At 54.5% G+C, this 22,522-nt stretch carries 19 protein-coding genes, 1 pseudogene and 1 other annotated feature; of the genes and pseudogenes, 12 read left to right on the top strand and 8 right to left on the bottom strand.

The features are described from left to right. The first annotated feature begins 129 nt into the window (after nt 1-129). The gene (locus tag AC4ANE_RS05415) at nt 130-597 is read left to right on the top strand and encodes an Lrp/AsnC family transcriptional regulator (RefSeq protein ID WP_002555257.1); all 468 of its coding nucleotides are present in this window, start codon (nt 130-132) and stop codon (nt 595-597) included. A 4-nt stretch (nt 598-601) separates the two neighbouring features. Here AC4ANE_RS05415 and AC4ANE_RS05410 read toward each other — a convergent pair whose 3' ends face one another. The 3 genes from AC4ANE_RS05410 to AC4ANE_RS05400 all read right to left on the bottom strand — a co-directional run bounded on the left by AC4ANE_RS05410 (nt 602) and on the right by AC4ANE_RS05400 (nt 2,686). Beyond that, entirely contained in the window at nt 602-1,213 is a 612-nt protein-coding gene (locus AC4ANE_RS05410) for a 3'-5' exonuclease (RefSeq protein ID WP_005745439.1), read from the bottom strand. Between the two features lie 21 nt (nt 1,214-1,234). Continuing rightward, nucleotides 1,235-1,711, bottom strand: a complete 477-nt coding sequence (locus AC4ANE_RS05405) for an NYN domain-containing protein (protein WP_002555259.1) — start codon at nt 1,709-1,711, stop codon at nt 1,235-1,237. Between the two features lie 270 nt (nt 1,712-1,981). After that, nucleotides 1,982-2,686 (bottom strand): DUF2076 domain-containing protein, encoded by a 705-nt coding sequence (locus tag AC4ANE_RS05400; protein WP_031596702.1) that lies wholly within the window; start codon nt 2,684-2,686, stop codon nt 1,982-1,984. A 197-nt stretch (nt 2,687-2,883) separates the two neighbouring features. On the opposite strand from AC4ANE_RS05400, the gene AC4ANE_RS05395 reads away from it, so the two are divergent. Genes AC4ANE_RS05395 through AC4ANE_RS05385 form a run of 3 tightly spaced genes read left to right on the top strand, consistent with a single transcriptional unit; the run spans nt 2,884 to nt 5,173 of the window. After that, entirely contained in the window at nt 2,884-3,546 is a 663-nt protein-coding gene (locus tag AC4ANE_RS05395; protein ID WP_002555261.1) for a YciC family protein, read from the top strand. Nucleotides 3,547-3,579: 33 nt separating this feature from the next. Beyond that, nucleotides 3,580-4,722: an endonuclease/exonuclease/phosphatase family protein gene (locus tag AC4ANE_RS05390; protein ID WP_031596703.1), complete on the top strand. Its 1,143-nt coding sequence runs from the start codon at nt 3,580-3,582 to the stop codon at nt 4,720-4,722. A gap of 49 nt (nt 4,723-4,771) precedes the next feature. Then, entirely contained in the window at nt 4,772-5,173 is a 402-nt protein-coding gene (locus tag AC4ANE_RS05385) for a hypothetical protein (RefSeq protein WP_002555263.1), read from the top strand. A gap of 121 nt (nt 5,174-5,294) precedes the next feature. Here the strand turns inward: AC4ANE_RS05385 and AC4ANE_RS05380 are convergent, their stop codons facing one another. Next, nucleotides 5,295-6,062: a hypothetical protein gene (locus AC4ANE_RS05380; RefSeq protein WP_002555264.1), complete on the bottom strand. Its 768-nt coding sequence runs from the start codon at nt 6,060-6,062 to the stop codon at nt 5,295-5,297. 305 nt (nt 6,063-6,367) lie between these two features. Between AC4ANE_RS05380 and AC4ANE_RS05375 the strand changes: the two genes are divergently transcribed. From AC4ANE_RS05375 to AC4ANE_RS05350, 6 genes and pseudogenes are all read left to right on the top strand, one after another. After that, nucleotides 6,368-6,616, top strand: coding sequence for a hypothetical protein (locus AC4ANE_RS05375; protein WP_005734855.1), 249 nt, complete (start codon nt 6,368-6,370; stop codon nt 6,614-6,616). Between the two features lie 79 nt (nt 6,617-6,695). Further along, nucleotides 6,696-7,917, top strand: a pseudogene (locus tag AC4ANE_RS05370) (IS3-like element IS51 family transposase). Next, nucleotides 6,974-7,090: a sequence feature (AL1L pseudoknot), on the top strand. Its footprint overlaps the pseudogene before it by 117 nt. Beyond that, nucleotides 7,914-8,351, top strand: a complete 438-nt coding sequence (locus AC4ANE_RS05365) for a hypothetical protein (RefSeq protein WP_460408749.1) — start codon at nt 7,914-7,916, stop codon at nt 8,349-8,351. The pseudogene AC4ANE_RS05370 and the gene AC4ANE_RS05365 overlap by 4 nt, the downstream one beginning before the upstream one ends. Beyond that, nucleotides 8,335-10,437, top strand: a complete 2,103-nt coding sequence (locus AC4ANE_RS05360; protein WP_031596708.1) for an integrase — start codon at nt 8,335-8,337, stop codon at nt 10,435-10,437. Before AC4ANE_RS05365 ends, AC4ANE_RS05360 begins: the two co-directional genes overlap by 17 nt. Next, complete coding sequence (locus tag AC4ANE_RS05355; protein ID WP_031596709.1) at nt 10,434-11,060, top strand: hypothetical protein; 627 nt, start codon at nt 10,434-10,436, stop codon at nt 11,058-11,060. The genes AC4ANE_RS05360 and AC4ANE_RS05355 overlap by 4 nt, the downstream gene beginning before the upstream one ends. After that, nucleotides 11,044-12,489, top strand: a complete 1,446-nt coding sequence (locus tag AC4ANE_RS05350) for a tyrosine-type recombinase/integrase (protein WP_031596710.1) — start codon at nt 11,044-11,046, stop codon at nt 12,487-12,489. The genes AC4ANE_RS05355 and AC4ANE_RS05350 overlap by 17 nt, the downstream gene beginning before the upstream one ends. Nucleotides 12,490-12,603: 114 nt before the next feature. Here AC4ANE_RS05350 and hrpB read toward each other — a convergent pair whose 3' ends face one another. Then, nucleotides 12,604-15,126: an ATP-dependent helicase HrpB gene (gene hrpB, locus AC4ANE_RS05345; RefSeq protein ID WP_031596711.1), complete on the bottom strand. Its 2,523-nt coding sequence runs from the start codon at nt 15,124-15,126 to the stop codon at nt 12,604-12,606. Between the two features lie 450 nt (nt 15,127-15,576). On the opposite strand from hrpB, the gene AC4ANE_RS05340 reads away from it, so the two are divergent. Then, complete coding sequence (locus AC4ANE_RS05340) at nt 15,577-16,434, top strand: GIY-YIG nuclease family protein (protein WP_058887052.1); 858 nt, start codon at nt 15,577-15,579, stop codon at nt 16,432-16,434. Nucleotides 16,435-16,757: 323 nt separating this feature from the next. On the opposite strand, the gene AC4ANE_RS05335 is transcribed toward AC4ANE_RS05340, so the two are convergent. From AC4ANE_RS05335 to AC4ANE_RS05325, 3 genes are read right to left on the bottom strand one after another with little or no spacing between them, the layout of a single operon-like run. Then, nucleotides 16,758-18,572, bottom strand: a complete 1,815-nt coding sequence (locus tag AC4ANE_RS05335; RefSeq protein WP_223227203.1) for an ADP-ribosylglycohydrolase family protein — start codon at nt 18,570-18,572, stop codon at nt 16,758-16,760. Beyond that, a complete protein-coding gene (locus tag AC4ANE_RS05330; RefSeq protein ID WP_031596715.1) occupies nt 18,569-19,210 on the bottom strand; it encodes a DarT ssDNA thymidine ADP-ribosyltransferase family protein in 642 nt (213 codons plus the stop codon). Before AC4ANE_RS05330 ends, AC4ANE_RS05335 begins: the two co-directional genes overlap by 4 nt. Further along, the gene (locus AC4ANE_RS05325; RefSeq protein WP_031596716.1) at nt 19,207-20,622 is read right to left on the bottom strand and encodes an AAA family ATPase; all 1,416 of its coding nucleotides are present in this window, start codon (nt 20,620-20,622) and stop codon (nt 19,207-19,209) included. Before AC4ANE_RS05325 ends, AC4ANE_RS05330 begins: the two co-directional genes overlap by 4 nt. A 365-nt stretch (nt 20,623-20,987) precedes the next feature. Between AC4ANE_RS05325 and AC4ANE_RS05320 the strand changes: the two genes are divergently transcribed. After that, on the top strand, nt 20,988-21,767 hold the full coding sequence (locus tag AC4ANE_RS05320; protein WP_200893086.1) for a hypothetical protein: 780 nt from the start codon (nt 20,988-20,990) through the stop codon (nt 21,765-21,767). Nucleotides 21,768-22,522 lie beyond the last annotated feature (755 nt).

The following is a 22,522-nucleotide window of genomic DNA, read 5'->3' as shown; positions in this document are numbered from 1 at the left end:
TATGAAGGCCAGATGCGGATATTAAGCAGACAAACCTGTTTAAACCGCACTGAAACTTACGATTCAATGCTTGTAAGGTCTGCTTTCCTTTTATTTTAAAATGACCCATCGCACAGCACGAGGCACGTCATGACGCTGGATAAATACGATCGGATTCTGCTCGATGAGCTGCTGAAAAATGGCCGGGCGTCTTTTGCGCAGCTGGCGAAACTGGTCAACCTGTCCGCGCCCGCCGTGGCCGAGCGGGTCGCCAAGCTTGAGGCCAGCGGCGTGATCACTGGTTATGAGGCGAAGGTCGATCTGTCAAAGGTCGGCTTGCCGATTCAATGCCTGATCGAGTTGCGCATGGGCAGTCACGGCAATCAGCAGGCGTACAAGGAGCTGTGGCAGGTCCCTGAACTGATCCAGTGTTACCGGGTGACGGGCGACCCGTGCGTGATCATGAGGGCTGCGGTGGATTCGATGCCGCACCTGGAAGACCTGATCAATCGGATCGCCAGGTTTGGCTTCAGCAAAACCTCAATCGTGCTGTCGACAGCAGTGGAGCGCAGCCTGCCGGCCGATTATCTGACCAGCAACGGCAAGCAGGAACACTAAAAGATCAGAAGCCGCGCTGACGCTTGAGTGTTTCGCCGATCTTGGCGGCGGGGACTTTCTGCAGCGAGCAGAGCATCTGGTGGGAGATTGCGGCGATACCGTGGGTGTTGCGCAGTTCGTTGGTCAGATACGCCGTGAGGTTAGCGGCCATTTCCGCATCCGCCATCGCCCGGTGAGCCTTGCCGGTATTGGGCAGGCGCGCGTAGCTGGTCAGCGTGCCAAGCTTGTGATTCGGTGCGCCAGGCATCAGGCGTCGGGCCAGCAGCATCGAACAGGCGAAGCTCTGTTCGCGCTTGCGCTGAATGCGCGACAGTTCGTAGTCCCAGAACTTCTGGTCGAACGAGGCGTTGTGCGCGACCAGCGGCGTGGCGCCGACGAAATCCGCTACATCGCCCATCACCCGCTCGGCGCTGGGGGCGGTACGAATCATGTTGTTGCTGATGCCGGTCAACCCTTCGATAAACGCAGGAATACGCACCCCGGCATTCATCAGGCTCTGAAAGCGCTCGACGATACGCCCCTGCTCCATGATGACCACGGCAATCTCGGTTGCCCGGCAGCTATGGCCCGGGGAGATGCCGGTGGTTTCAAAGTCGATGACTGCAATACGTTCCAACACTGGCCTGGCCCTGTAAATTCATTTCAACAACAACGCGCCTTCGATCGGCACGTAACGGCTGGCGGCGCGGATCAACGAGTTCGCAGTCAGCCCCGGCACGCCATAGGCCACCGCCTCAACACCATGTTTGCTGATCACACGTTCGAGCAACATGTCGAAATCGCCATCACCCGACGCCAGCACGACTTCGTCCACTTGCGGCGCGAAATCCATGATATCGATGGTGATGCCGACATCCCAGTCCCCTTTCGCCGAACCGTCGCTGCGCTGGATGTACGGCTTGAGCCTGACGGTAAACCCCAGATTGCGCAGGATCTGCTGGAACTGCTGTTGTTTGCTGTCGCCACGATCGATGGCGTAGGCAAACGCGTGAACAATCTCGCCGCGCTTGCTGATATCCGCCCACAAGGCGGCGTAATTGAAATGACAGCCATGCGCCTGGCGCACGGTGTAATACAGGTTCTGCACGTCGGCGAACACCGCGATCTTCTTCACCGCAATTCCTCATGGCGGGCAACACGCCCACTGGTTACAGCGATCCGGAATGTGAATCGGCGCCCAGTATGCCAGCTTGGGAACGGAATTGAGCTTCAACTATCGTGCGACGCTCCGCGTCGCACGCATTTCTGGACGCTCCACGCCCGATCTTGAATGGGCGGCGCGGCGCAGACCTGTGACGCGGAGCGTCACCCAAGGCATTCCCTCACAGGAGAGTGCGGAACGATAATTGTCTGTTCTGGAGCGCGAGAAGCGCTCACTGCGTCCTCAAACAAACGAATCATCATCAGAAAACATGTCGCCGCCATCGTCAAAGCTGTCATCGGCCGTGTACTGCTGATCCGGCTGTCCCCAACCGCCCTGATCATTGAACGAGCCGGTGTCCTGAGCCTGTGGCGCGTCGTGAATGACCTCGACGATCTCCTGCGGCTGGCTGTGGTGGCTGAACATGCTGCTGATGCCCTCTGCCAGCAGCACACCGCCCACCACACCGGCAGCGGTCTTCAACGCACCGCCGAGAAAGCCACTGCCCGCAGCCGGAGCAGGCGCGGCATAACCGCCCTGCGGCGCTGCGGGCGCAGGGGCTGGATTGAAACCGGCACCGTCGCGCCAGCCACCACCCGACGTCTGGCCCGGCTGAGCCTGAGGCGCTCGCGAGACGCTGCTGCCGAAAATACTCGACAGAAACCCGCCGCTGGCCGGCGCTGACGAAGATTGCCCCTTGGCCTGCTGAAGCTCAGCCTGCAACTGCTGGATCTGCTCGTCGCGCTGTTTCACCTGCTGATTGAGCTGATTGACCGCAGCTTCCTGCACCAGAATCGCCTGCGTCATGTAATACGGCGCAGCGGGCTGGCGAGTCAGATGCTCCTTGATGCGCGCCTCGGCCGCAGCATCTCGCGGAGCGGATGCCGTCTCGGCGTCTTTCAGTTTCGAGAAAAGACCATCAATCAGGGTTTGCTCTTCGCTGTTCATGACCACCTCACTGAGTTGCCACTGGAATTCTTTCCTGCCGCACCGGCAGGACCATGCTCAGAAAATGGGGCCTCATCCACCCGCTTCAATGACATGAAGAAAAAGATAAGAAGATCTCGGCCCACCACCACTGCGCTTGGTTCGGCAGGGGCCATGGGCTAAAGTGTGCGCCTGCTTTTAGCCTGCGATCTATCTACATGAACCCGTTGACCGTCATCCAGGATTCGCTCTATTTCTTTCGGCGCAATCTGGGCAGCATTATGCTGCTGTGCCTGCCTGTCGTGATACTCGAGGTGCTGGCCAAACAAGCGCTGAGCAACGCCATGCCCGCCGACACGTCGCCTGCCTACGAATTGGTCATCGGGCTGTTTTTCTACCCTATCTATACAGCGGCACTGATCCTGTTTCTCGACGCACGCAGCCGTGGCGAAGACGTCTACACCCGCGACCTGCTGGCCATGGCGTTGCGCCTGTGGCCCACCTTCGCCGTGCTCTCGGCAATGAGCACTCTCCTGATCATGTTCGGCCTTTCGCTGTTCGTGGTCCCCGGCCTCTGGGTCATGATCAAGCTGGCGTTCTGTGAATACCTGCTGGTCCTGCGCAAGCTCACGCCGTTCATGGCCATGCGCGAAAGCATGCTGATGACCACCGGGCACTTCACCCGCATTCTGGTGTGCGTACTGAGCGTCTACATTCCCCTGTGGCTGCTTGAGGGCGCCAGCCTGTACCTGTTTCCGGAACCGCAAAGCGCAGCGGTTTCCGTGATCACCGACAGCATCGGCAGCTTCCTGCAACTGTTCACCACCATTGTGACGTTCCGCCTGTTCATGCTGATCAGCGAGCCCGCGCACAGGGCCTGAACCAACAGCTGACGCCAGACGCACCGATTCGGTATGCTAAATACCGAATCCCTCACCGAGCGCCAGGCGCTCCAAGTCGAGCCGATGCCACGTCTACTGCTACGTCTGACCCTGTACAGCCTGCTGCTGGTCGCCGTATTGCTGGTAATGGTTTACCAACTGACGTGGCGCCCTCCAGCTCGCGAGTTACTCCCGGCCAGCTGCAATCCTGCGGTTCAAGCGCCCAAGCTGGTGCCGGGGCAAGCCCTCAAAGTCATGACCTGGAACATCCAGTACCTGGCGGGCAAGCGCTATGTGTTCTGGTACGACATGGCCGACGGCAGCGGCCCGGACGAACGCCCGACCCATGAAGACCTTTCCTATAACCTGGATGAAGTGGCGCGGGTCATCCGTGACGAACAGCCTGACATCGTGCTGCTGCAAGGGGTCGACGATGGTGCCAAAAACTCCGATTACGAAGACCAACTGGCATTGATCAAAGAGCGAGTGGCGGACCTCTACCCCTGCAGCACGCAGGCGTTCTACTGGAAATCGGAGTTTGTACCCAACCCGCATATCTGGGGCAGCGTCGGCAGAAAACTGGCGACCCTCAGCCGCTTCCACATCGACAGTGCCGAACGCGTGCAACTGCCGGTGCCAGACGCCAACATCATCAGCCGTCAGTTCCAGCCCAAGGATGCCTTGCTGGTCAGCTACCTGCCCCTGCGTGACGGCGGCAAACTGGCCGTCATCAACACCAGCCTGACCACCGCCAGACACACCGGCGACACCGCACAAAAACAGATCGTCGCCACTGAAAAGCAGTTGGACAAACTGGAAAGCGGCGGCACACCATGGCTGATCGGCGGCGACTTCAACCTGCTGCCGCTGGGCCAATACCAGCGCCTCCCCGAAGAACAGCGCCTCGGCTACGCCGCCGACAGCGAGCTGCACGAGCTGTGGGAGAAATACCCGATGATCCCCGACAACGCCGAATCCAGCGGCATAGACCGCGGCAAATGGCTGACGCACTTCCCCAACGACAGCCGCATCAACGGGCCGGACCGGACGGTGGATTACCTGTTTTACAGCCCGAGTTTGAATCGGGTCAGTGCGAGGGTACGGCGGGACGATACTTTGTTGATCTCTGATCATTTGCCGGTGATTGGGCGGTTTTTGTTGCCGGTTTTGCCTTGAGGGGTTCCTGCTCTGTAATCAGATAGTTTTCTAAAATAAGGATATTGAGTTGAAAAAACTTAACGTTGCTAAAACTATTTTGGGGGGCGCTGCAGCACTTTGCTTCATAACTCCCCTCTGGGCTAAAGATGGAAACGAAGCACTGGCGGCGGTAATCGATCAGCAAAAGACACAGCTTCCCATCATGCTGGACCTTATGACCCGAATAGACACGATTGCCTATGCTGATCACACCGTCCTCTACAACCTCACGATCAATGGTTACAACGGAAGGCCTGGCGAAAAAGTCTACTACGACAGCTACCTGACTCAGCAAATCCAAGGCAGCTTGTGTAAGCAGACAGCCTATCTATTGGTGCTGGAGCTGGGTAACAAAATCACTTATTCGTACTCCAGCTCGACAGGCGAGTTCATTACATCGATCACGCTTTCACGCAAAGACTGCGAGTAAAGCAACAGGTGCGTCTTTGTGCTCGCCCTGAAAAAAGACAGGACGCTCATGAGCGTCGGGTTGTAGATATGGGCCTGCGTTATAGCACGCACCTGATAATTGAAGCGTATCCCCCGCTACGTCAGTCCGCGCCGCTCCACATCGCATCAAGCGCCCGCTCAAGCGTAGGTGTCTTGATCTCGATGCCATCGCCGTACGCCGCCGTGCCACGAGCGCAGTCGATAATCACCGTGATTCCAGCACCGGTGAGCCGTCCGGGGTATTTGCGCAGGGTCAACTCAACACATGAGCAATCCAGCCAGCGTGCCTGATCGGCTGACCAGCCATTGTCTTCGAAAGCAAACACGCGGATGTCGCGCCTGATGTCGATTATCTCGGGTGGGTAAATCCATTGCGTGGCAAGTGCCTCGTAAGGCGTCGTCTGGACACGATAGCGAGCACTTGGGGACAGGGCGATCACTTCAATGCGCTCTCCGCGCATGGTGTCGCCTTCATGCTCGGAGCTGGCAAATATGGGCTCATAACCTTTCCCGGTGAACGTAAAGAATTTCGTTTTTCCATCAGCCTTCAACTGGGCCAGAGCTGCGCTCACCAACGGGAGAGACCTATCGTCAGGCTCAAGCGCTCGGTCATATCCGTCAAACTCGATACCCATAAAGTTGGCTTCATCAGCATCATCCGTGTAGCAGCGCGCGGCGAGGGACAGAGTGCCCTCCGTGAAGTAGTACATGTCGTACTCATAGTAATAGTCGTAGAAGCCGTCCTTATCCTGCTCGCTGGCGTCGATATGGTGATACCGCTCCATGCGGATTGAACCCGGGCCTTGGGATGTCCACTCGGGTTTGAGCTCGCCGTCACGGTGGTACTCACGTGAAAAGATGTTTTTCATCCAGCGCTTGATAAGGGATTTGAAAACAAATCTGGCAGTGTTCAATGTCCTTCCCTGGTTACCCGGTTGCTCGGAAACTTTCCGTGATCGATTCCTGAGTATTCGCGTGATTGAAAATACCTGAGCCGAGTGCGAATGGCAGCCCTATAGCCCGCAATAAGCTGGCGAGTCGCCGAGCATCTGAATGTCGTCCTTCAGCAACTGAAAGGGTCAAAACAGTTTGAACCGTTTTCAGACGCGCTCGCCTAATGATTAGCCTGTGGATACTCCCACAGGCTACGTGCCAATACCGGCATACCCAAAGGGTGATCAACGTGGCTAAAGACGACAAGAAAAGCAAAGGCGAAGCCTCAAAAGCCAGCAAGGATCTGAAAGACAAGAAAGCATCACCGGCCAAGAAATCTGAAGCGGCCTCGACGCTTTCCAAGTCTTCCGAAAAGAAGGACAAGAAAAAAGACGCCGAGCCAAAGAAAGCTGCCAAAAAAGCTGATAGCAAGCCAGACAAAGCCAAGAAGTCAGACAAGGCGGAAAAGCCGGTTAAAAAGAAAAAGTGATGTTTGCTGCCTGCCAGGGCGTTGCGCCCTGAACCGCCCCGGGTTTCTCGGAGACTCCAACCTTTGAGAGGATGGAGCGATGAAAAAACTACCGAAGTATTCCCCAGAGGTCCGTGAGCGGGCCATCAGGATGGTTTTCGAACACCTTCCTGAGTACGAGTCGCAGTGGGCCACCATCAGTGCCATTGCCCCCAAGATCGGCTGCACGCCCGAGACATTACGGCTGTGGGTTCGCCAATCTGAGCGCAACAGCGGCCAGCGTGATGGGCTGAGCACAGTCGAACGTGAGCGAGTCAAGCTCTTGGAGCGTGAGAACCGTCAGTTGCGTCAAGCTAACGAGATCTTGCGTAAGGCCTCAGCCTATTTTGCCCAGGCGGAGCTCGACCGCCCATTCAAACGATGAAGACGTTTATTGATGAAAACCGCCAGTCTTACGGGGTCGAGCCGATTTGCAAGGTGTTGCCAATCGCCCCGTCGACGTACTACCGGTACGCTGCTCAGCAGGCTGACCCCAGCCAGCAGTCAGCGCGTGCGCAGCGTGACCAGGAACTGGGTGAGCACATCCAGCGAGTCTGGGATGAGCACTTCCAGGTATATGGCGTGCGCAAGGTCTGGCGACAATTGCTGCGTGACGGACTGCAAGTCGCCCGCTGTACGGTGCAACGTCTGATGGGAGAGCTGGGCCTGCAAGGCGTGGTACGCGGCAAGCCCGTCAAGACGACGGTCAGCGACCAAGCCAGGCCGTGCCCGCAGGATCATGTCAACCGTCAGTTTGTGGCTGAGTGCCCGAACGCCCTATGGGTATCGGACTTTACCTACGTCAGTACCTGGCAGGGTTTTGTTTACGTGGCCTTCATCATTGATGTCTTTGCCCGATTCATCGTCGGTTGGAAGGTGTCCAGTTCAGCGCGTACCGATTTTGTACTCGATGCACTGGAGCAAGCCCTTTACGCCCGTCGCCCAGTCAAGCAGGGTGGACTCATTCACCACAGTGACCGTGGCGTGCAGTACGTGTCCATTCGCTATACCGAGCGTCTTGTCGAAGCCGGTATTGAGCCATCGGTCGGGAGTGTCGGTGACTCTTACGACAATGCTTTGGCTGAGACCATCAATGGTCTTTACAAGGCTGAAGTGATTCATCGACGCTCTTGGCCCACACGGGGGCGGTGGAGCTGGAAACCCTGAAATGGGTGGACTGGTTCAATCACCGCCGCCTGCTGGAGCCAATCGGTCATATTCCACCGGTCGAAGCAGAAGCAATCTATTATCAGCAACTCACCGAGTCTGCCCAGGTGGCATGACTCAAACAAAAGGGTCTCCGAGAAACCCGGGGCGGTTCAAAGTCTCGAATTTTCAAACCTTCGATGAGCTTCATACCTTTCTGGAGAACAATGCATTGAAGGACATTCCAGAAAGCATGCGTGACCCAGAGGCCCTGAAGAATCCAAAGCTCTCAAGATCGTCCCCCCAGGACAAAGAAGCAGCAGATCGGGTCGTCATCTCGCTCGACGTCGGGATCTTGACCGCGTTGCTCTCCATTGAGGAAGCCGTTCGGATGTCTACCCGCCGCGATGAGATCAATGCTAAGGCGCTGTACTGGGCAAAACTGACCAGCCTTCTTGTCAACGATATCGCAGACGGGAACGAGTTTGACCTGCAGGACTACTTGGCAACCGCGCGCGGTCAAGTCGACGCAGCACAAATGGAGGCCATCATTTATGCTACTGCCGCCTGAACTCGCTTTCTTGGCCCCCCTGCTCCGATCACCTCGTGAGGAGTATAAGTCAGCAGCTTGGCTGATCAGTGACTTCGACAGCACAATATGGCAGTACTCTTTTGAGTACAAAAAGGCCCCAAAGGAGCTGGACTGGAATGTCCCTTTGTCCGATGGCAGCTCGCTTCTCGACGAAAAAAACAGAGACACGCTGTTGGGGTTTAAGTACTTCCTTACCTGTAGCACTCGCAACGAAAGTGATACTGGCGAAACTAATGATCTCAAAGGGCAACAGGCTAGGCAATTCTGGCGCGCCTGTCATATTATTGATTTCTTGCTCATCAACGACTCTCGCTACCAAATTTTCAAGTACGGCCTGGCAGGGCTGACGGGAGGCAATCTGATTGAGTTGCTGGACACCCTCTCAAAAAATACGTCTATTTCCGAATCAGCCTACAGTTGGACTCCGACTCTGCGGGAGTATTGCTACACCCTTCTTAAAGAAACGGACGATAGCAGGATTTTTGAGACCCTCAAGGCACGTCCCCAGCTTATGATCCTTACGAACGAACAGAAGGATGAAGATGAGCTGGGCATCCCGTTCGACCTGATCCCGCCAATTAGGGCTTGTTTATACCTAAATGACATGTACGGCTCACCTCAAGTTGATTATGGTATTCAACCCAATACGATACGTCTCTCCCAGGTTCTTTATCCACAGTGCCTATGGGGCAGGACGCAGCCTAAGACCGTACATTCTGTATTAGGCTTCAATGATGATACATCGATGTTCACTCGTGAATACGCTGGTGTGCCGGCGCATACGGGCACGAACACAATAATGCGTGACCAAACATACTTCGATTATCGATCGAGCTTGTACAATCTTGGGACGCTCTTGGAAATCGGACTACCGGCCCCTCAAATTTCAGCACTTGTGGAGGCTGACGCCTATACCCCAAAACTCGGGGTAAAGGGAAGGTTTAGAACCGTACCCTCCGATACTGTATTCAAATCGATTCGACACGCAATCGAATTCCACATTGAACACGGCGAAGAGATTATCAAAGGGTTTTGTCGAATTGCCCTGGAATGCCAAAAGCGGGGCGTCGCCCCATCAACGCTTTCGGAAGCTGAAGTCAAGAGTATTGTTGGCCCGTACCTGGTCAATCTGGGTGTATCACAGCTGTCTCTGAGTTCGCGGATCATCGACACAAAGACGCTGCGCGAGTCAATCAAAGGCAATAAAGAAGAATATTTTATCAAGCTAAGGAATAATGTAGGACTATACGATCTGCTAGCCGCCTATGTGGGCGGAATCCAGCTCACGGTCGGCGTGCTAATGGCCAGGCGGGTTAGCGAGCTTTATACACTTAAGGCTAACAAATGCCTAAGTGAATGTGGAGATTGGCTTTATTTCCGCAATGCCAAGAGTAGCAAGCACCTGTTCGGCCATCGCCGCTCCGAAGCTCGCCCTATCGAACCTATCGCTAGGGATATGATCAAAAATTTAATAAAAATGCAAAAGATCCTTTTGCGTATCGGCTACATTAAATCCTACCACACCCTTTTTGCGCTTCCGCAGATGCGGGGCAATCGGGGCTTGGTAGATTCGGGCAATGCCGCTTACAACCGCAATCTCGATATTTTTTGTGATTACTTCGAAATGCCGGTCAATGCACTGGGGCAGCGTTGGTACCTGCGCCAACACCAGATGCGACGCTTCTTCGCAATGCTCTTCTTCTATTGCGGCAGTTTTTCAAGCCTTGATACGCTGAGATGGATGCTCGGCCATACTGACATCAAGCATGTTTGGAACTACCTCACTGAAAGTACGGAGGGCGCCATCCTGGCCTCGGCCGCTGCGCAGCATGCAGCCGAAAACATCCACATCGGGAACACAGAAAACTTCAAGGAACTCGTAGAGCTCATCAAAGAGCATTACCAGACTGAAAACTATACTCTCATTGCAACTTCCGAGCTTGAAGATTACATCAGCGACCTTATGAGCGAAGGCATGGTTGAGATCGAACCCGAGTTCTTCACCGATGCTGACGGCACCCACATGAAGATCGTTTCTCGTTTGAAATACAAGGAGGCAGCGTGATAGACAACAAGCCTTCTCGGGCTGACAGTGCCCGTGCGGGCGCTGTGGCTTTGCAACGCCTTCTGAGCCAGGTCATCACAACTCCGCACGCCTTTGCTGCGGACAAACCGCTGATTGCCGCTCTGAATTCCCAAGCTGGCCTTGCAAACCTTGATCTAACTGTCCAGGCCGATAATGGGGATACACTTAATTGCTTCCCCACAAGCCTTAACACCCTCAAAAAATACAGTGATGAGGTGCTCATAGGCGGATTCAAATCCCTCAACGCGCTTCGGGCAAAAGCCCTGGAAGCCATCGAGCGCCATGACCGCCAGAAAACCAAGAGTAATAAGCGTACGAAGGAGGGCCTAAAGTTAACAGTCGCCGACCATGAACAAGAGCTTGATATGCTTCGCCAGACCAACTTCTTGCTCCTGCGAGCGCTGCAAGAGTCTATGGGTCAAATCAAAAGCATCAGCACAGCGAGTGATCCGTTAACCCGCGAAAAATGGGCATCAGATGCCATCGCTACCCTTTTGGCGATCACAAGCCTCGCCATCCCCCCTTTTAATCTTGCTGACACCCCACAACAACAAAAGCATAGACCTTCCACGGTGGCGGACATCAATGACTACCGAAAGTAAGCAATCAGATCGTTATTCTAAAAAGATGTACACGCTTTTAGGCGAGCATAAAACCTTCGGAAGCTTCTCGGTTGACCGGATATTGATGCGTGACGCCACCAACATTTCCTTTATGAGTTGGCCTAATGGCTCCCCATGCATCATTGGAAATCTGTATATGCTCACCCTATTCAATAGGAAGGGGCGAGGCGGTGGACATGGCCTGTCCCGATCGGGCCAAGGCGGCGGGACAATGGGCGACTATGCCGCTAAGCTCAGTCAGCTCCTCCGTCGTTGCTACCGGGATGCACGCGATCCGATAAGAATGAACGACGGCGATTTTGCAGACTATATAGAGGAACTAAGAACAGAGCCTTCCCCTACGAACCCATCAAGGAAAAAGCGTACTGAAGATTCAATCTCTGAAGTTGGCCGGGTATGGCTAGATTTTTTAGGATTCGTAGGGCGCATCCACGGCTACGAGGATTTTGTCTCCCCGGAAGGTCGAATCCGCGCCGAGCAGAAAACATTTGTGTTTGTAGACCACGCAGGCAACAAATCGAACCGTAATTTTTTGACTCACCACTCCTTTGGCCCCCCTTCAAGAAAAAAATCCAGAAACCCTATCACCAATGAGCAAATTATACTTCTTAAGGAAACCTCTAGGAAGTCCAACGACACTAACTTTGTTAAAACTAGACGCTCATTACTGATTGACGTCCTGACGGATACTGGTGCCCGCCGCTCGGAAATTCCCAACCTGACTATTGACGACATAGAAAGGGCAAAGGCGATGCCAACTCCGACTTTGTCAATGACCACATTGAAAAGAGGAGGCGAAGTATTCATAAGAGAAGTACCTGTACATCCTTCCATGCTTCAACTTCTGGATACATTTATTCAGAAGCAGCGTCGGAATATTATGAAAAAATTTCTCACGGGCAAAAAAGATCATCGTTTCCTCTTCGTATCGGAAACAACCGGAAAACCACTGACCAGTAAAACGTTGTACAACGAGATAGCAAACCTTAGAGACCTCGCCGGAATCGAATCTCAAACATGTCCGCACATGTTTCGACACAGATACGTCACTGAATACTTTATCGACTTTATCAAACAGCATCAAATCAACAATGCTGATGACTTTCGCCGGACTTTGCTTCTTGACATTACAATATTCAAAGAAAAGGTCATGAAATTTACCGGCCACCTCACTCCAGCCTCCATCGACACATACCTGCACCTAGCTCTGGAAGCACTGAGCGAGTATTCCACCACGGTAACGTCTATTTACGTCAAGCGCGCCATGGATGGATACTTCAGGCGTGAGAAGGAACTGCGTCAGCGCCTGCAGGAAGGGATGACCGTCGATGAGTATCTGGTGGAGCTCGACCTCATCCAATCGATGTACAAAGATGATCTTAAGGTAGCTGAGTCAAGGGCGGAATAATCTGCGTCTGCCGGCATCTGAGGAACGGAGGATGTAGCCGCCCCAGTCACACCCAGCTAGTCGGCCAGCCGTTATCGTAGGCTAAGCATTCAGGCAGCGGCCCTCGATCTTTCTTCACGTCCCACGAGGCTTCGCGCGCGCTGTCGCTTCTGCAACTAACGGGTCTTCGGGCCAATAGTGCTTAGGGTATCTACCCCGCAGATCTTTCCTTACATCGCTGTAGGTCGAACTCCAGAAACTCGCCAGATCCTGAGTAACCTGCACCGGACGGCGAGCGGGGGACAACAGGTGGAGCTTCAGTACCTGTCGTCCCTGAGCTATACGCGGTGTATCTGAAAGCCCGAAGAGTTCCTGTAATCGAACAGCAAGAACGGGCGGATGCTCGCTATAATCGATGCGGATGTTGGAGCCGGACGGAACCTTGAAAGTCTGAGGGGCCATCGCTTCGAGGTGGTTAGGTAGAGGCCACGGCAGCAGTGTCACAAGCACAGATGCTAGATCGAGCCGGGCGAAATGGCTAATCCGGGTCACTCCCTCCAAATAAGGCAAAAGCCACTCTTCGAGAGTGGCCAGAAGCGAGGCATCACTAACATCTGGCCATTGGCTAGAGCTTTGGACATCCAATTCGAGCGTACGCATAAGCCCTACACGTGCCTGCCACTGACGAAGCTCTGGCGTCCAAGCCAGAAGCTCTAGCCCCTTACGACGTACGTAGCTCAATAAGGCTCGGCCACGGGCCTCGTCAGTGAGGTCTGTCAGCGGGGCTGTGGAGATTACGAGTTCCCCAACGCGCCGTTGCCTTTCAGCGCGAAGGGCACCCTCACGCTCATCCCAATCCAGCTCATCAACCTGGCGAACCAGATCTTGCAGAACATTTTCGAAGAGATTAGGGTCAAGTTCAGCAGCAAGGTAAATCCGCTCCTCGCGCTGGCCTTGTCGGCTCCCAAGATCAGCAACGACAAGCCAAGGATGCTTCATCAGCGCATCGACGTCGGTGAACATTGCTGCCCGGCCGTTACTTAAGCGGTATTCCGCACCGCCTGGACGCCGTTGGTGCGCAACACGATCGGGATACGCCAGTGCAAGTAGGCAGCCTACCCATTTCGGGTCGTTGGGATCAACCACAGGCTCCAGTGCAGGGCCCTGCAAGTGTGAGCGGTACTGCTTGGCTAATTGTTTGGCCCTTTGCGCATCCCGGTGTAACCGCTGCCCTGAAAGCATGGCCATCCTGCTGTGAACGTCAGCGCCTCCACCGCGCAGGATGTCTCTTTCCCCCAAAAGCGCTGCGAGATCACAGGCTTGTTCAGACAAACCCAGATTATGACCACGGAGTAGCAAATGGGCGATGCGGGGATGAGCGGGCAATTGGGCCATGGCCTGCCCGTGGTGGGTAAGTTGACCGTTGGTATCCAGCGCACCTAACCGATGTAACAGATCACAAGCTTGTGCGAAGGCGGCAGGGGGTGGCGCATCGAGCCATTTCAACTCGTCGGGTGAAACGCCCCAGCGCGCCAGCTGCAGAGCCAGCCCTGCGAGATCGGCCTGTAGAATTTCTGGGGAACTAAAGCTGGAAAGCTGCTCATGCTCCGTTTGAGACCACAGTCGATAGCACATCCCTGGTTCAAGACGCCCTGCCCGTCCAGCGCGCTGAGTTGCGCTAGCTTTGGAGATGCGCTGAGTCGCGAGACGAGTCATCGAACTACGCGGATCGAAACGCGGTACGCGCTCCAGCCCTGCGTCGATCACAATTCGTACTCCCTCGATGGTAATGCTGGTCTCTGCCAAATTCGTGGCTAGTACGACCTTGCGCTTGCCAGAAGGCGCAGGCTCAATGGCGGTGCGTTGTTCGTTTAGTGAAAGCTCCCCATAAAGTGGGCAGAGCAAAATGCGGGACGCGGATTCGCGTGGCTGTCTTCCGAGCCAGTCTTCCAAATCCCTGGAGACCCGGCGAATCTCGGCCTGGCCAGGAAGAAACACAAGCACGCTGCCCGTTTGCTCTTGGAGCGCATCAATGCAGGTCGCCACCACATGGGGCTCTACATAATCTCCGGGCTGAATGGGCTTGCCCCAGACAATATCCACGGGGTGCATCCTGCCCTCGCTGGTCACGATGGGCGCATCGTCGAGCAGAGTGGAAAGACGTTCGCCATCCAACGTAGCGGACATCAGCAGAATCTTTAGCGGTGACTTCTCTCGGAATAGCTCTCGGCCATTAAGAGCGAGCGCCAGAGCTAAATCTGCGTCAAGATTTCTCAGGTGGAATTCGTCGAAAATAATCAGGCCTACACCATCCAACGAAGGATCGTCTTGGAGTCGGCGAGCGAGAATTCCCTCCGTCACGACCTCGATGCGGGTCTTGGGGCCGACCCTGCTTTCCAGACGGATTCGATAGCCGACGGTTTCGCCAACTTGCTCCCCAAGCTCCTTAGCCATCCGTTCAGCTGCCGCACGAGCAGCCAGGCGGCGTGGCTCAAGCATCACAATGGTCTGGCCGGCCAGCCATTGCTCATCGAGTAAGGACAGTGGAACTCGCGTGGTTTTCCCGGCTCCCGGGGGAGCTTGGAGCACAACTTCATTGCGATGGTGAAGGGCTTCGATAAGGGCCGGCAGAGCGGCGTCGATCGGCAACGAGTTCATGGTGTCTCCGGCAGTAATGCCAGAATTATACAAGCTGCGTGGCTTTGAGGGTTCGACACCTCCTCCGCCCATCTATCTCCAGAGTACTACCTAAGGCTGCTAAGGCTATCGATATCTCGGGTGTTCTCGCCCCGATCAAGGAGCGGCATAATCTGGGCGGAAGCGACCGCTAGGACATCATTGATATCTCTTGGGTTACGGGAGCGTGGTACCCGATGGTGGCGCTAGCTCCACGCAAAATGGCGATTGCGCCTGACTGACCTTTTCGTCTTGGGGTAATGCCCCCGGATCCTTGAGGTGTTCGATGGGCAACCATTCACCGATGGCTGATTCGCTTCAAATGCATAGGTAGCGCCGAGCACAGCGGATGCGCTAAAAATACCTTCATCCAAAACTGGCGGCCGTGATTCACCAGGCCCTAACTCATTATTTACTCAATTTGGATCCATAGTGGCGACTCCTGGTTACGTCTATATTCTGCAAAACCCGCTCTATGGTGCGTACGTTGTGAAAATCGGTCTCACTACGAGAGAACCTGACGTAAGAGCTAAAGAGCTTTACACAGGATCGTCTGGTGTTCCCGCACCGTTTGATGTTGCCATCGCTTATTCTGTAGGCGATTGCGGGCTAGCCGAGAAGCTGACGCATAAGCGCCTAGCAGCATATAGACTTAACAAGCGGCGAGAGTTTTTCCGGACGTCACCGAAGGTTGCCGCAGCCGTTGCGCTAGATTCGTGCGCAAGGATTAATCAGGAGCTCGGATTGCCGCCTCCCGAACTTTTTAAGATCAGCAAAGCCTCCACCCAAAATACCAATAGCCGTAAAAAGGAAACGAGGCCCGACAGGGCTGGGTACACTGCTGAAGCGGTACCTTTTTTTGCTGACCCCTTCACGTTGCGTGAAAGCCCAATGGGAACAAGCACTCTCAGCTCAGACCAACTGGATCGCATCGAAATTCTAAAAATGCAGCTTGCTCAGGTGTACCCGGACAAGATAATGGAAATGCTTAGCGGCTTCAGCCGCGACACTTACCCGGAACAGGAAATTTTGATATGGGAGCACATTACCAAAGCCTATCTGACAATTGAGGAGGTAGAATTTGCCGGTGATCATTTGCGTCATGAGGCTTTCAACCTGTTGCTGATGCGATCCTGGGCGCCGCTCACTGACGTATTGAATAGTTTTAGGCTCCAGCATCTCACCCGCAAGTCCGCCAAGCGACTGCTGAAATCCTATGAGTTAAAACCATTGCCAATCCTGGTTCATTCTCGACCAAAGCCATTTGTGTTGAAAACAGCGACGCCATAAATCTATAACCTGGTGCCCAGCCGCTGCGGTGTTTAATCAGGTAGACCACATGAGCAGGCTATGCAGGCCAAGTACGTCAACCTAGCTGCAGCGCAAACCACAGTGTCTGGAACCACACCCCGATTACTAAGCAGACTGCTACTGGATCACCCCAGCGCCCCTAGTCGGATAGATCAGCACCCGTTAAACGAAACCGGCTCACGACAGATCCAACTGGGACGCCGGATGGGGCGCTGATGTCTATCCACACCTAGAGTCCGAGCCTGCCGGCGTCGTGGAGGCATCCGACACATGAAAATGCGGGACATGCCCCACATCAGCTGCTACGAATGCTCCCTACGTTTATGGCGAAGACGCGCGATTCTGGCTTTGGCAATGATCGAAGAGTAAGCAACGGTGAGATACACACCATTGGGACGCTCGGCAAGGTCAAGCAGGTGCTGACCAATTACGGTCGGGTCAAATGTCTTGATGGCTTCATTTGTCAGCGCATCCAAGTCGGGAGCCTGAACATCTGCTCTTTCCCAAATGTCGAGTTCGTCAGCCTGCGTATGAGACTCGGACTCATCATGCACCCTGGCGTCTCTAGGATGATCTGCCTGCCGCAATGCAGGGCTACTGACGGCATCCTCTGAGTGGCTATGTCGCGCAGGGACTACGCGTTCCTTTTTCTCCGCTACCTGCACTACAGGCACCACAGGCTCTGCTGAATGAGGCTCGTCGAACATATCGACGGTATTGCTTACCGGGTGGGCCACACGCCGGGTATCTCCCGCTGGCTCATCCTGGCCGCCTGTGAGGCCACGGCGATGGCGAATCAGAACTGTCTGGCCCCAATTACCAGAGAACCATTGCCAAGCTGCAGCTTTCTGCTTGCCGGAGTAAACGTTACCAATTGGGGCTACTTTGCCCAGGCCCTGCAGCTCTAGGCCAGCAGTGGTTTCAGTAAGTGAATCAATTACAGCCCTTGGGGCCTGCCAATAAAGCATGTCGGGGTAGGTGAAGCTTTCAGCGCGCGTACCTTGGCTTATTGCGTAGAGACGCTTCGCTTCAAATTGAATGTACGCTTCATCCTGGATTTCACCCAAGTACTGAGATTCTGGATGTGCCGCTCCGATCAGCGCCCCTGCCATCGTGGCGATCGTATCAGTATCGCTGTTGAACAGATTCACAACCTGTTCAATGATCTCCTGAGAACCTACACGCTGTCCTAGAAGTGCTGCAACGTTGGCAAAAAGGGCACATTTCAGTCCTGAGCCTCGCTCCTCGTTGCTCAGGCCTTTGTCACTTGAGACGACTGAGGCATACAACTCCGCCGGCGACAATGACCTGTTCGCCAGCCAGTCCACTGCGTTGCGCACGGACGCTTCCCACTCCGCAGCCACCTCATCGACCGCACTCTGGAGCGATTGCTTACTGGACTTCTCCCAAGTAGGTGCCCAGAAGGTTGCCAACTCCGAATCACTTCTGATCAGGGAAGGAATGCTTTTGATATCGTCGGCGAACTGTAGCCACTCGGTTTCACCCGGAACTCGACCGAATTCCAGAACATAGGCCAGGGAAACCGCGTGCACCACGGCCCCTGCGATGCCACGCATATGTCCGTGAGTACAGATAGCGTTTCGAATGACATCAAGCAGGTACGACGGCTTGTTACCAAGATCTGACGCAGCCCACACGTGAGGTTGAACACGCATTGCCGCGCCGTTACCGCCGCCGTGTTCATATCCGTTGAAGAAATTGCTGAACCAGTTTGTGCCACGATTGCAAAGTGAACTCGCCGCAGCCTTGCTGCCTCGCCCAGCTCCCAGCGCATAAACTAGCCAGATCGGTAACTCGATCTTGGCGAAGGCTTCAACGTCGAAATAACCCTGTCCAGATATCGCGCGGCTCGTTGATAGGCGAAGCTGGGTATCGTCGGAATAGGCCCCGGCCGGTAGTGAGACCTGCGCACCGAATCTCCCACCGACAAGACGTTTCCATTGTTCTGTACGCGTGGCGCGTGGTTGACCCAACCGTTCCCTGACAAGGTTTTCGGAAGCAAGCTCCGTCGGGAATCCTAGAGCGTCACCATAGGCGGCCCATAGCGCCGAGGAAATTGTGCGTTTCAGCCTATTTTCAGACATTGCTTTGCTCACCTGATTCCTTCAAACAGCTCTGGTCTAACCACGACTTCAACCTGGGGGTGTCCCGTTGCAGCCATCTGGCCTGCAAGCTCATCAGTGTCATTGTCGCAATGCACGTATATACGTTGCAAATGATCTGTTGAAAGCTCTAGTGGGTACAGGATCTCGGCTTGGTAGCACGTTGGGAGGTTACTCGGATGGTCAGCAGGTCGACGTGCATAATTCCCTAGAAACTGATGCGTCGTCGGTTGGAAAACAGCCTCCAGCCCCTCGACTCCGCGCGCACGTTTGACCCCCGTATAAATATTGTTGGTCGTTGTGAACCAGACATCATCATGGAGCATGATGCTCGGTGAGAAATCGAGAATGCACCAAAAAAAATCTTTTTCCTTGTGCCAACTGCCTGCGCAGGTCTTGAAGAAAGCGGTATTGATCTGGCTGATGGAAAGGTTTGCATAATCCAACCAGGCGAGATCCTTATCTCGGAAACGGGCATTTGGCTGAAAAATGTGCTTGAGCTGCTGATCAGCATTCAAGCGCTGACGGGATTTGAGGGCCCGAGAGGCGAATACCCCAAGAGCGCCCCTATTGGTAGTGAAATGGAGGACGGACTCGATGCCTCGCTCTTCCGTCAGACGCTCAATGGTCATACGTCTCTTCCTTCGTACAAATCATCGTCCACAAAATGCATGATGTCCGGCGTATCAGAGGGTTTGAATCCAATCAACACGCTCTCTCTCGCACGCCCTACCCCCATAGCGACCAAGCGGCGAAGACGCGCGGATGGCTCGTGCTCGGCGACGTCGACTTGATCCTCATCATCAGGCACTTCTACACGAAGAACGGATCCGTCTAGACCAATCATGATGACGTGATCGAACTCTAGTCCTTTGCTGGAGTGAAGGGTGCACAAGGCTATGTTTTCCGAGCCCTCCGGCCAGATTGGTGAACCTGTCAGATTAACGAATGGAAAGCCTGCGCGGTTTAATGCAGGGATTAGATCCCTAAACCAGCCTTTGTAGTGCAAGAAGGCCACGGACTGCTCATTCAGATCAATCCCGCGAAGGAACTGAATGGCGCCACGAACCTGGTTGAGATACGAACCTCTCAACACGATCGGTTTGGGGCCGTCGGATCGAGCACTGGCATAGTTCGGCATCGTCCCATTGTCATCAATCGGAAGACCCGACAGCATGGCGCTGGCGAAGCGCGCAATCTGACGAGTGTTACGATAATTGGTCTGCAGCGTGTGGCTCTTCTCCGGGCGCAGGTTTACACCTACCTCGACCCAGGAGAAATTTCGGGGATAGATACGTTGGGCGCTATCCAGAACGAAGGTCACGGAAGCATCTGCTGAGCGCTGATTGAGCACTGCTCGTACCTCGTTGGCGGAGAAATCCTGGGTCTCGTCAACAACGATCACGTCATACTGCTCAGCTTGAGTACTGGATAGCTGGCATGCCAAATCGCCCCAATCCAACCTGCCGTTTTCCCGCTTGAAATTCAGGTATGGGCGAATGACGCGATCAAGAAGCAGCTGTCTAGCCGGCCGCTCCATGCGCGGCGTCACACCACGCCCATCCCGACGTGCTGACAGATAATCATCAAGGTCATCAATGGCAAATCGACCTAGAACGTATTGGGCTTCTTCGACTGCGAACTCTGTATTAAGGCCTGAGAGCGTAGCAAGCCGACCAAGATGCGCTGACGCTTCATCGAGATCCAGGATGTTGCGCGCGCCCGTCAAGTTCTGTGCCCACTTGTTAAAGGTAGCAATTTCGAGCGAAATCAACGGCTCTTGGCCAAGCTGCCTTTCGGTCAGCTCGTTGATGTAGCCCCGAAGCGTTCGATTGAACGTCAGCACCAGGACTTTCACGGGGCGAGGTTCAGTTTGGCGCCGGGCACGGTTAAGATAAAAGGCAACGCTGGTGCGCAGCTTCAGCAAGGCGGTAGTCGTCTTTCCGCTCCCTGCCGCCCCTCGGATGACATCCACACCAGAAGTGACCCGAGAAAAAAGGGCAAGCTGTTCTGCAGTAGGTACAACGTCGATGAGGGCCTTCATCCGTCTAATCCTTCCATGGTAAAAGTCGGATCCTACCATCAAATGATGGCCTTACACTGGCACTCAGCAATATTTTGCTAATCCGTCTATGCAATGCCTGGCTGACCTCGGCGCTGATCAACCCGAAGTCATCCTACGCAGCATTATTCAGCGCTGGTCAGCTGGACGAGGCGCCGCCTCGATCCCGCCTCAGCCGTCACGCCAATATCCCCCTGCCCCACCTTCAACGGCTACAAGCGAAGCATAAATTCGATCTGGCGGGCAGTTGTATTTGAGCGCAAACTACTGATTTGCCTCGATAGATCAAGGGGAAAGGCGTGGGAGCGGAGCTAGATCGAGTCAAGGATCGGAAAAGAAGTAGGCAGTTGATCGAGGATCTCTACCTCGACGCCAACCGAGTTTATGTGATCCATTATTCATGTGAGTCTTTCTACGAGAACGCCACCGGGGAATCAAAGCGGGTGACATCTATCGCCACACGCAATCTGAAAACTGGGCAGACCAAGTCATGGTCTATCCACAAGGAAGCGGAGTTGAGCAAGCAGCTCGCAAGCATGCAAACGGTGTTAGATAAGTTTGAGAAGTCCATGCTGAAAGGCTTCTTCCAATGGTTGGACAAGCACAAAGACTGTCGTTTTCTTCATTGGAACATGCGTGACGAGAATTTCGGGTTTTTCGCTCTTGAGCATCGCTTCCGGGTGCTCGGGGGCAAGCCGGTTGAGTTGGCTGACGATAAGAAAGTGGATCTCGCCCGGGAGCTCGTGGCGCTCTACGGAAGAAACTATGCCCCTCATGCCGATAGCAAGGGCAGGAAGGGCCGAATTATGTCATTAGCTGAACTCAACCATGCCAGTGACCAAGACGCGCTGCCGGGAGCTGATGAGGCCGCAGCTTTCGTGAATGCCGAGTACATCAAGATGCACCAATCGACATTGAGAAAGCTGGACTTGTTTGCAAATTTCTTCGAGCGAACCCACGATAAGTCGCTGAAAACTAAAGCCAAATGGTATGAGAGAAACGGGGTACACCCGGTGGTTTTGGTAGAAATTGTGAAAGACCACCCGGTCTACACGACAGTGATCGTTTTGAGCGGCCTAGCTCTTGCTGTGGTGAATTTCAGCCGTTTCTGGGCTCTATTTACCTGAAATCCATACGGCGCAACCAGGTATCGCGCAGCGCGAACTCGGGAAATCTCTAATGCGAAAAATTTCGAGCGTTCCACTCCAAACCCAAGCTCACAAACGGGGCACCCGCCTTTGCTGGAAAGCTTCAGGCCTCAACCCAGCTTTCGACTTCGTCATGACCGAATAGCGCTTTTTCCAAGCGCCAAACTGTTTGCTATTCCCGTCCTTGATCTCAACGATCCATCCGGTTAGGGGGCGAGTCGTGATGGCATTCTCAAAGAAGACACGCCATTGCCTCAGGGGCCATGATCTCTTCGGACGTATCGGCGGGGACGAGTTCTTGGCGTTTCTGGTAGATACGGGTCGCGAACAAACGCCGCCACCGCCACCCCTCACCAACCGCGATAGCATTTAGCGGAGGTGATGCGCTGTCCATGCCTGCAAACTGATCACGAGCAAGCTCAACACTACGAGTGGCACGCCTACTGAGGTGGCGGGTCGTTGCGGTAACCGCATCGAAATTGCGAAGAACCAAGTTGCACATGCGGCGTGCATCTTCTGATGCTCCAGTTTCGGGTATATGAATCCACGGTACAAAATGCTGATAGTCGTGCGCTGCAGATGCCATCCTTGGTTCCTCAGGTGAAAATCTATGGCCTATGTCCCAGGTGACCGAAATACCCGGCTGATTTGAACGAGTCGCGCCCTTCTGAGCGTGGTCTCGCTTCCTTGCACTAGCCCACACTGCTCGAAATCCATTGCAGATTTCAGCCAAA

It is taken from the genome of Pseudomonas sp. Pme6b, from assembly GCF_058129925.1.
This window is presented reverse-complemented; position numbering and strand designations above follow the sequence as displayed.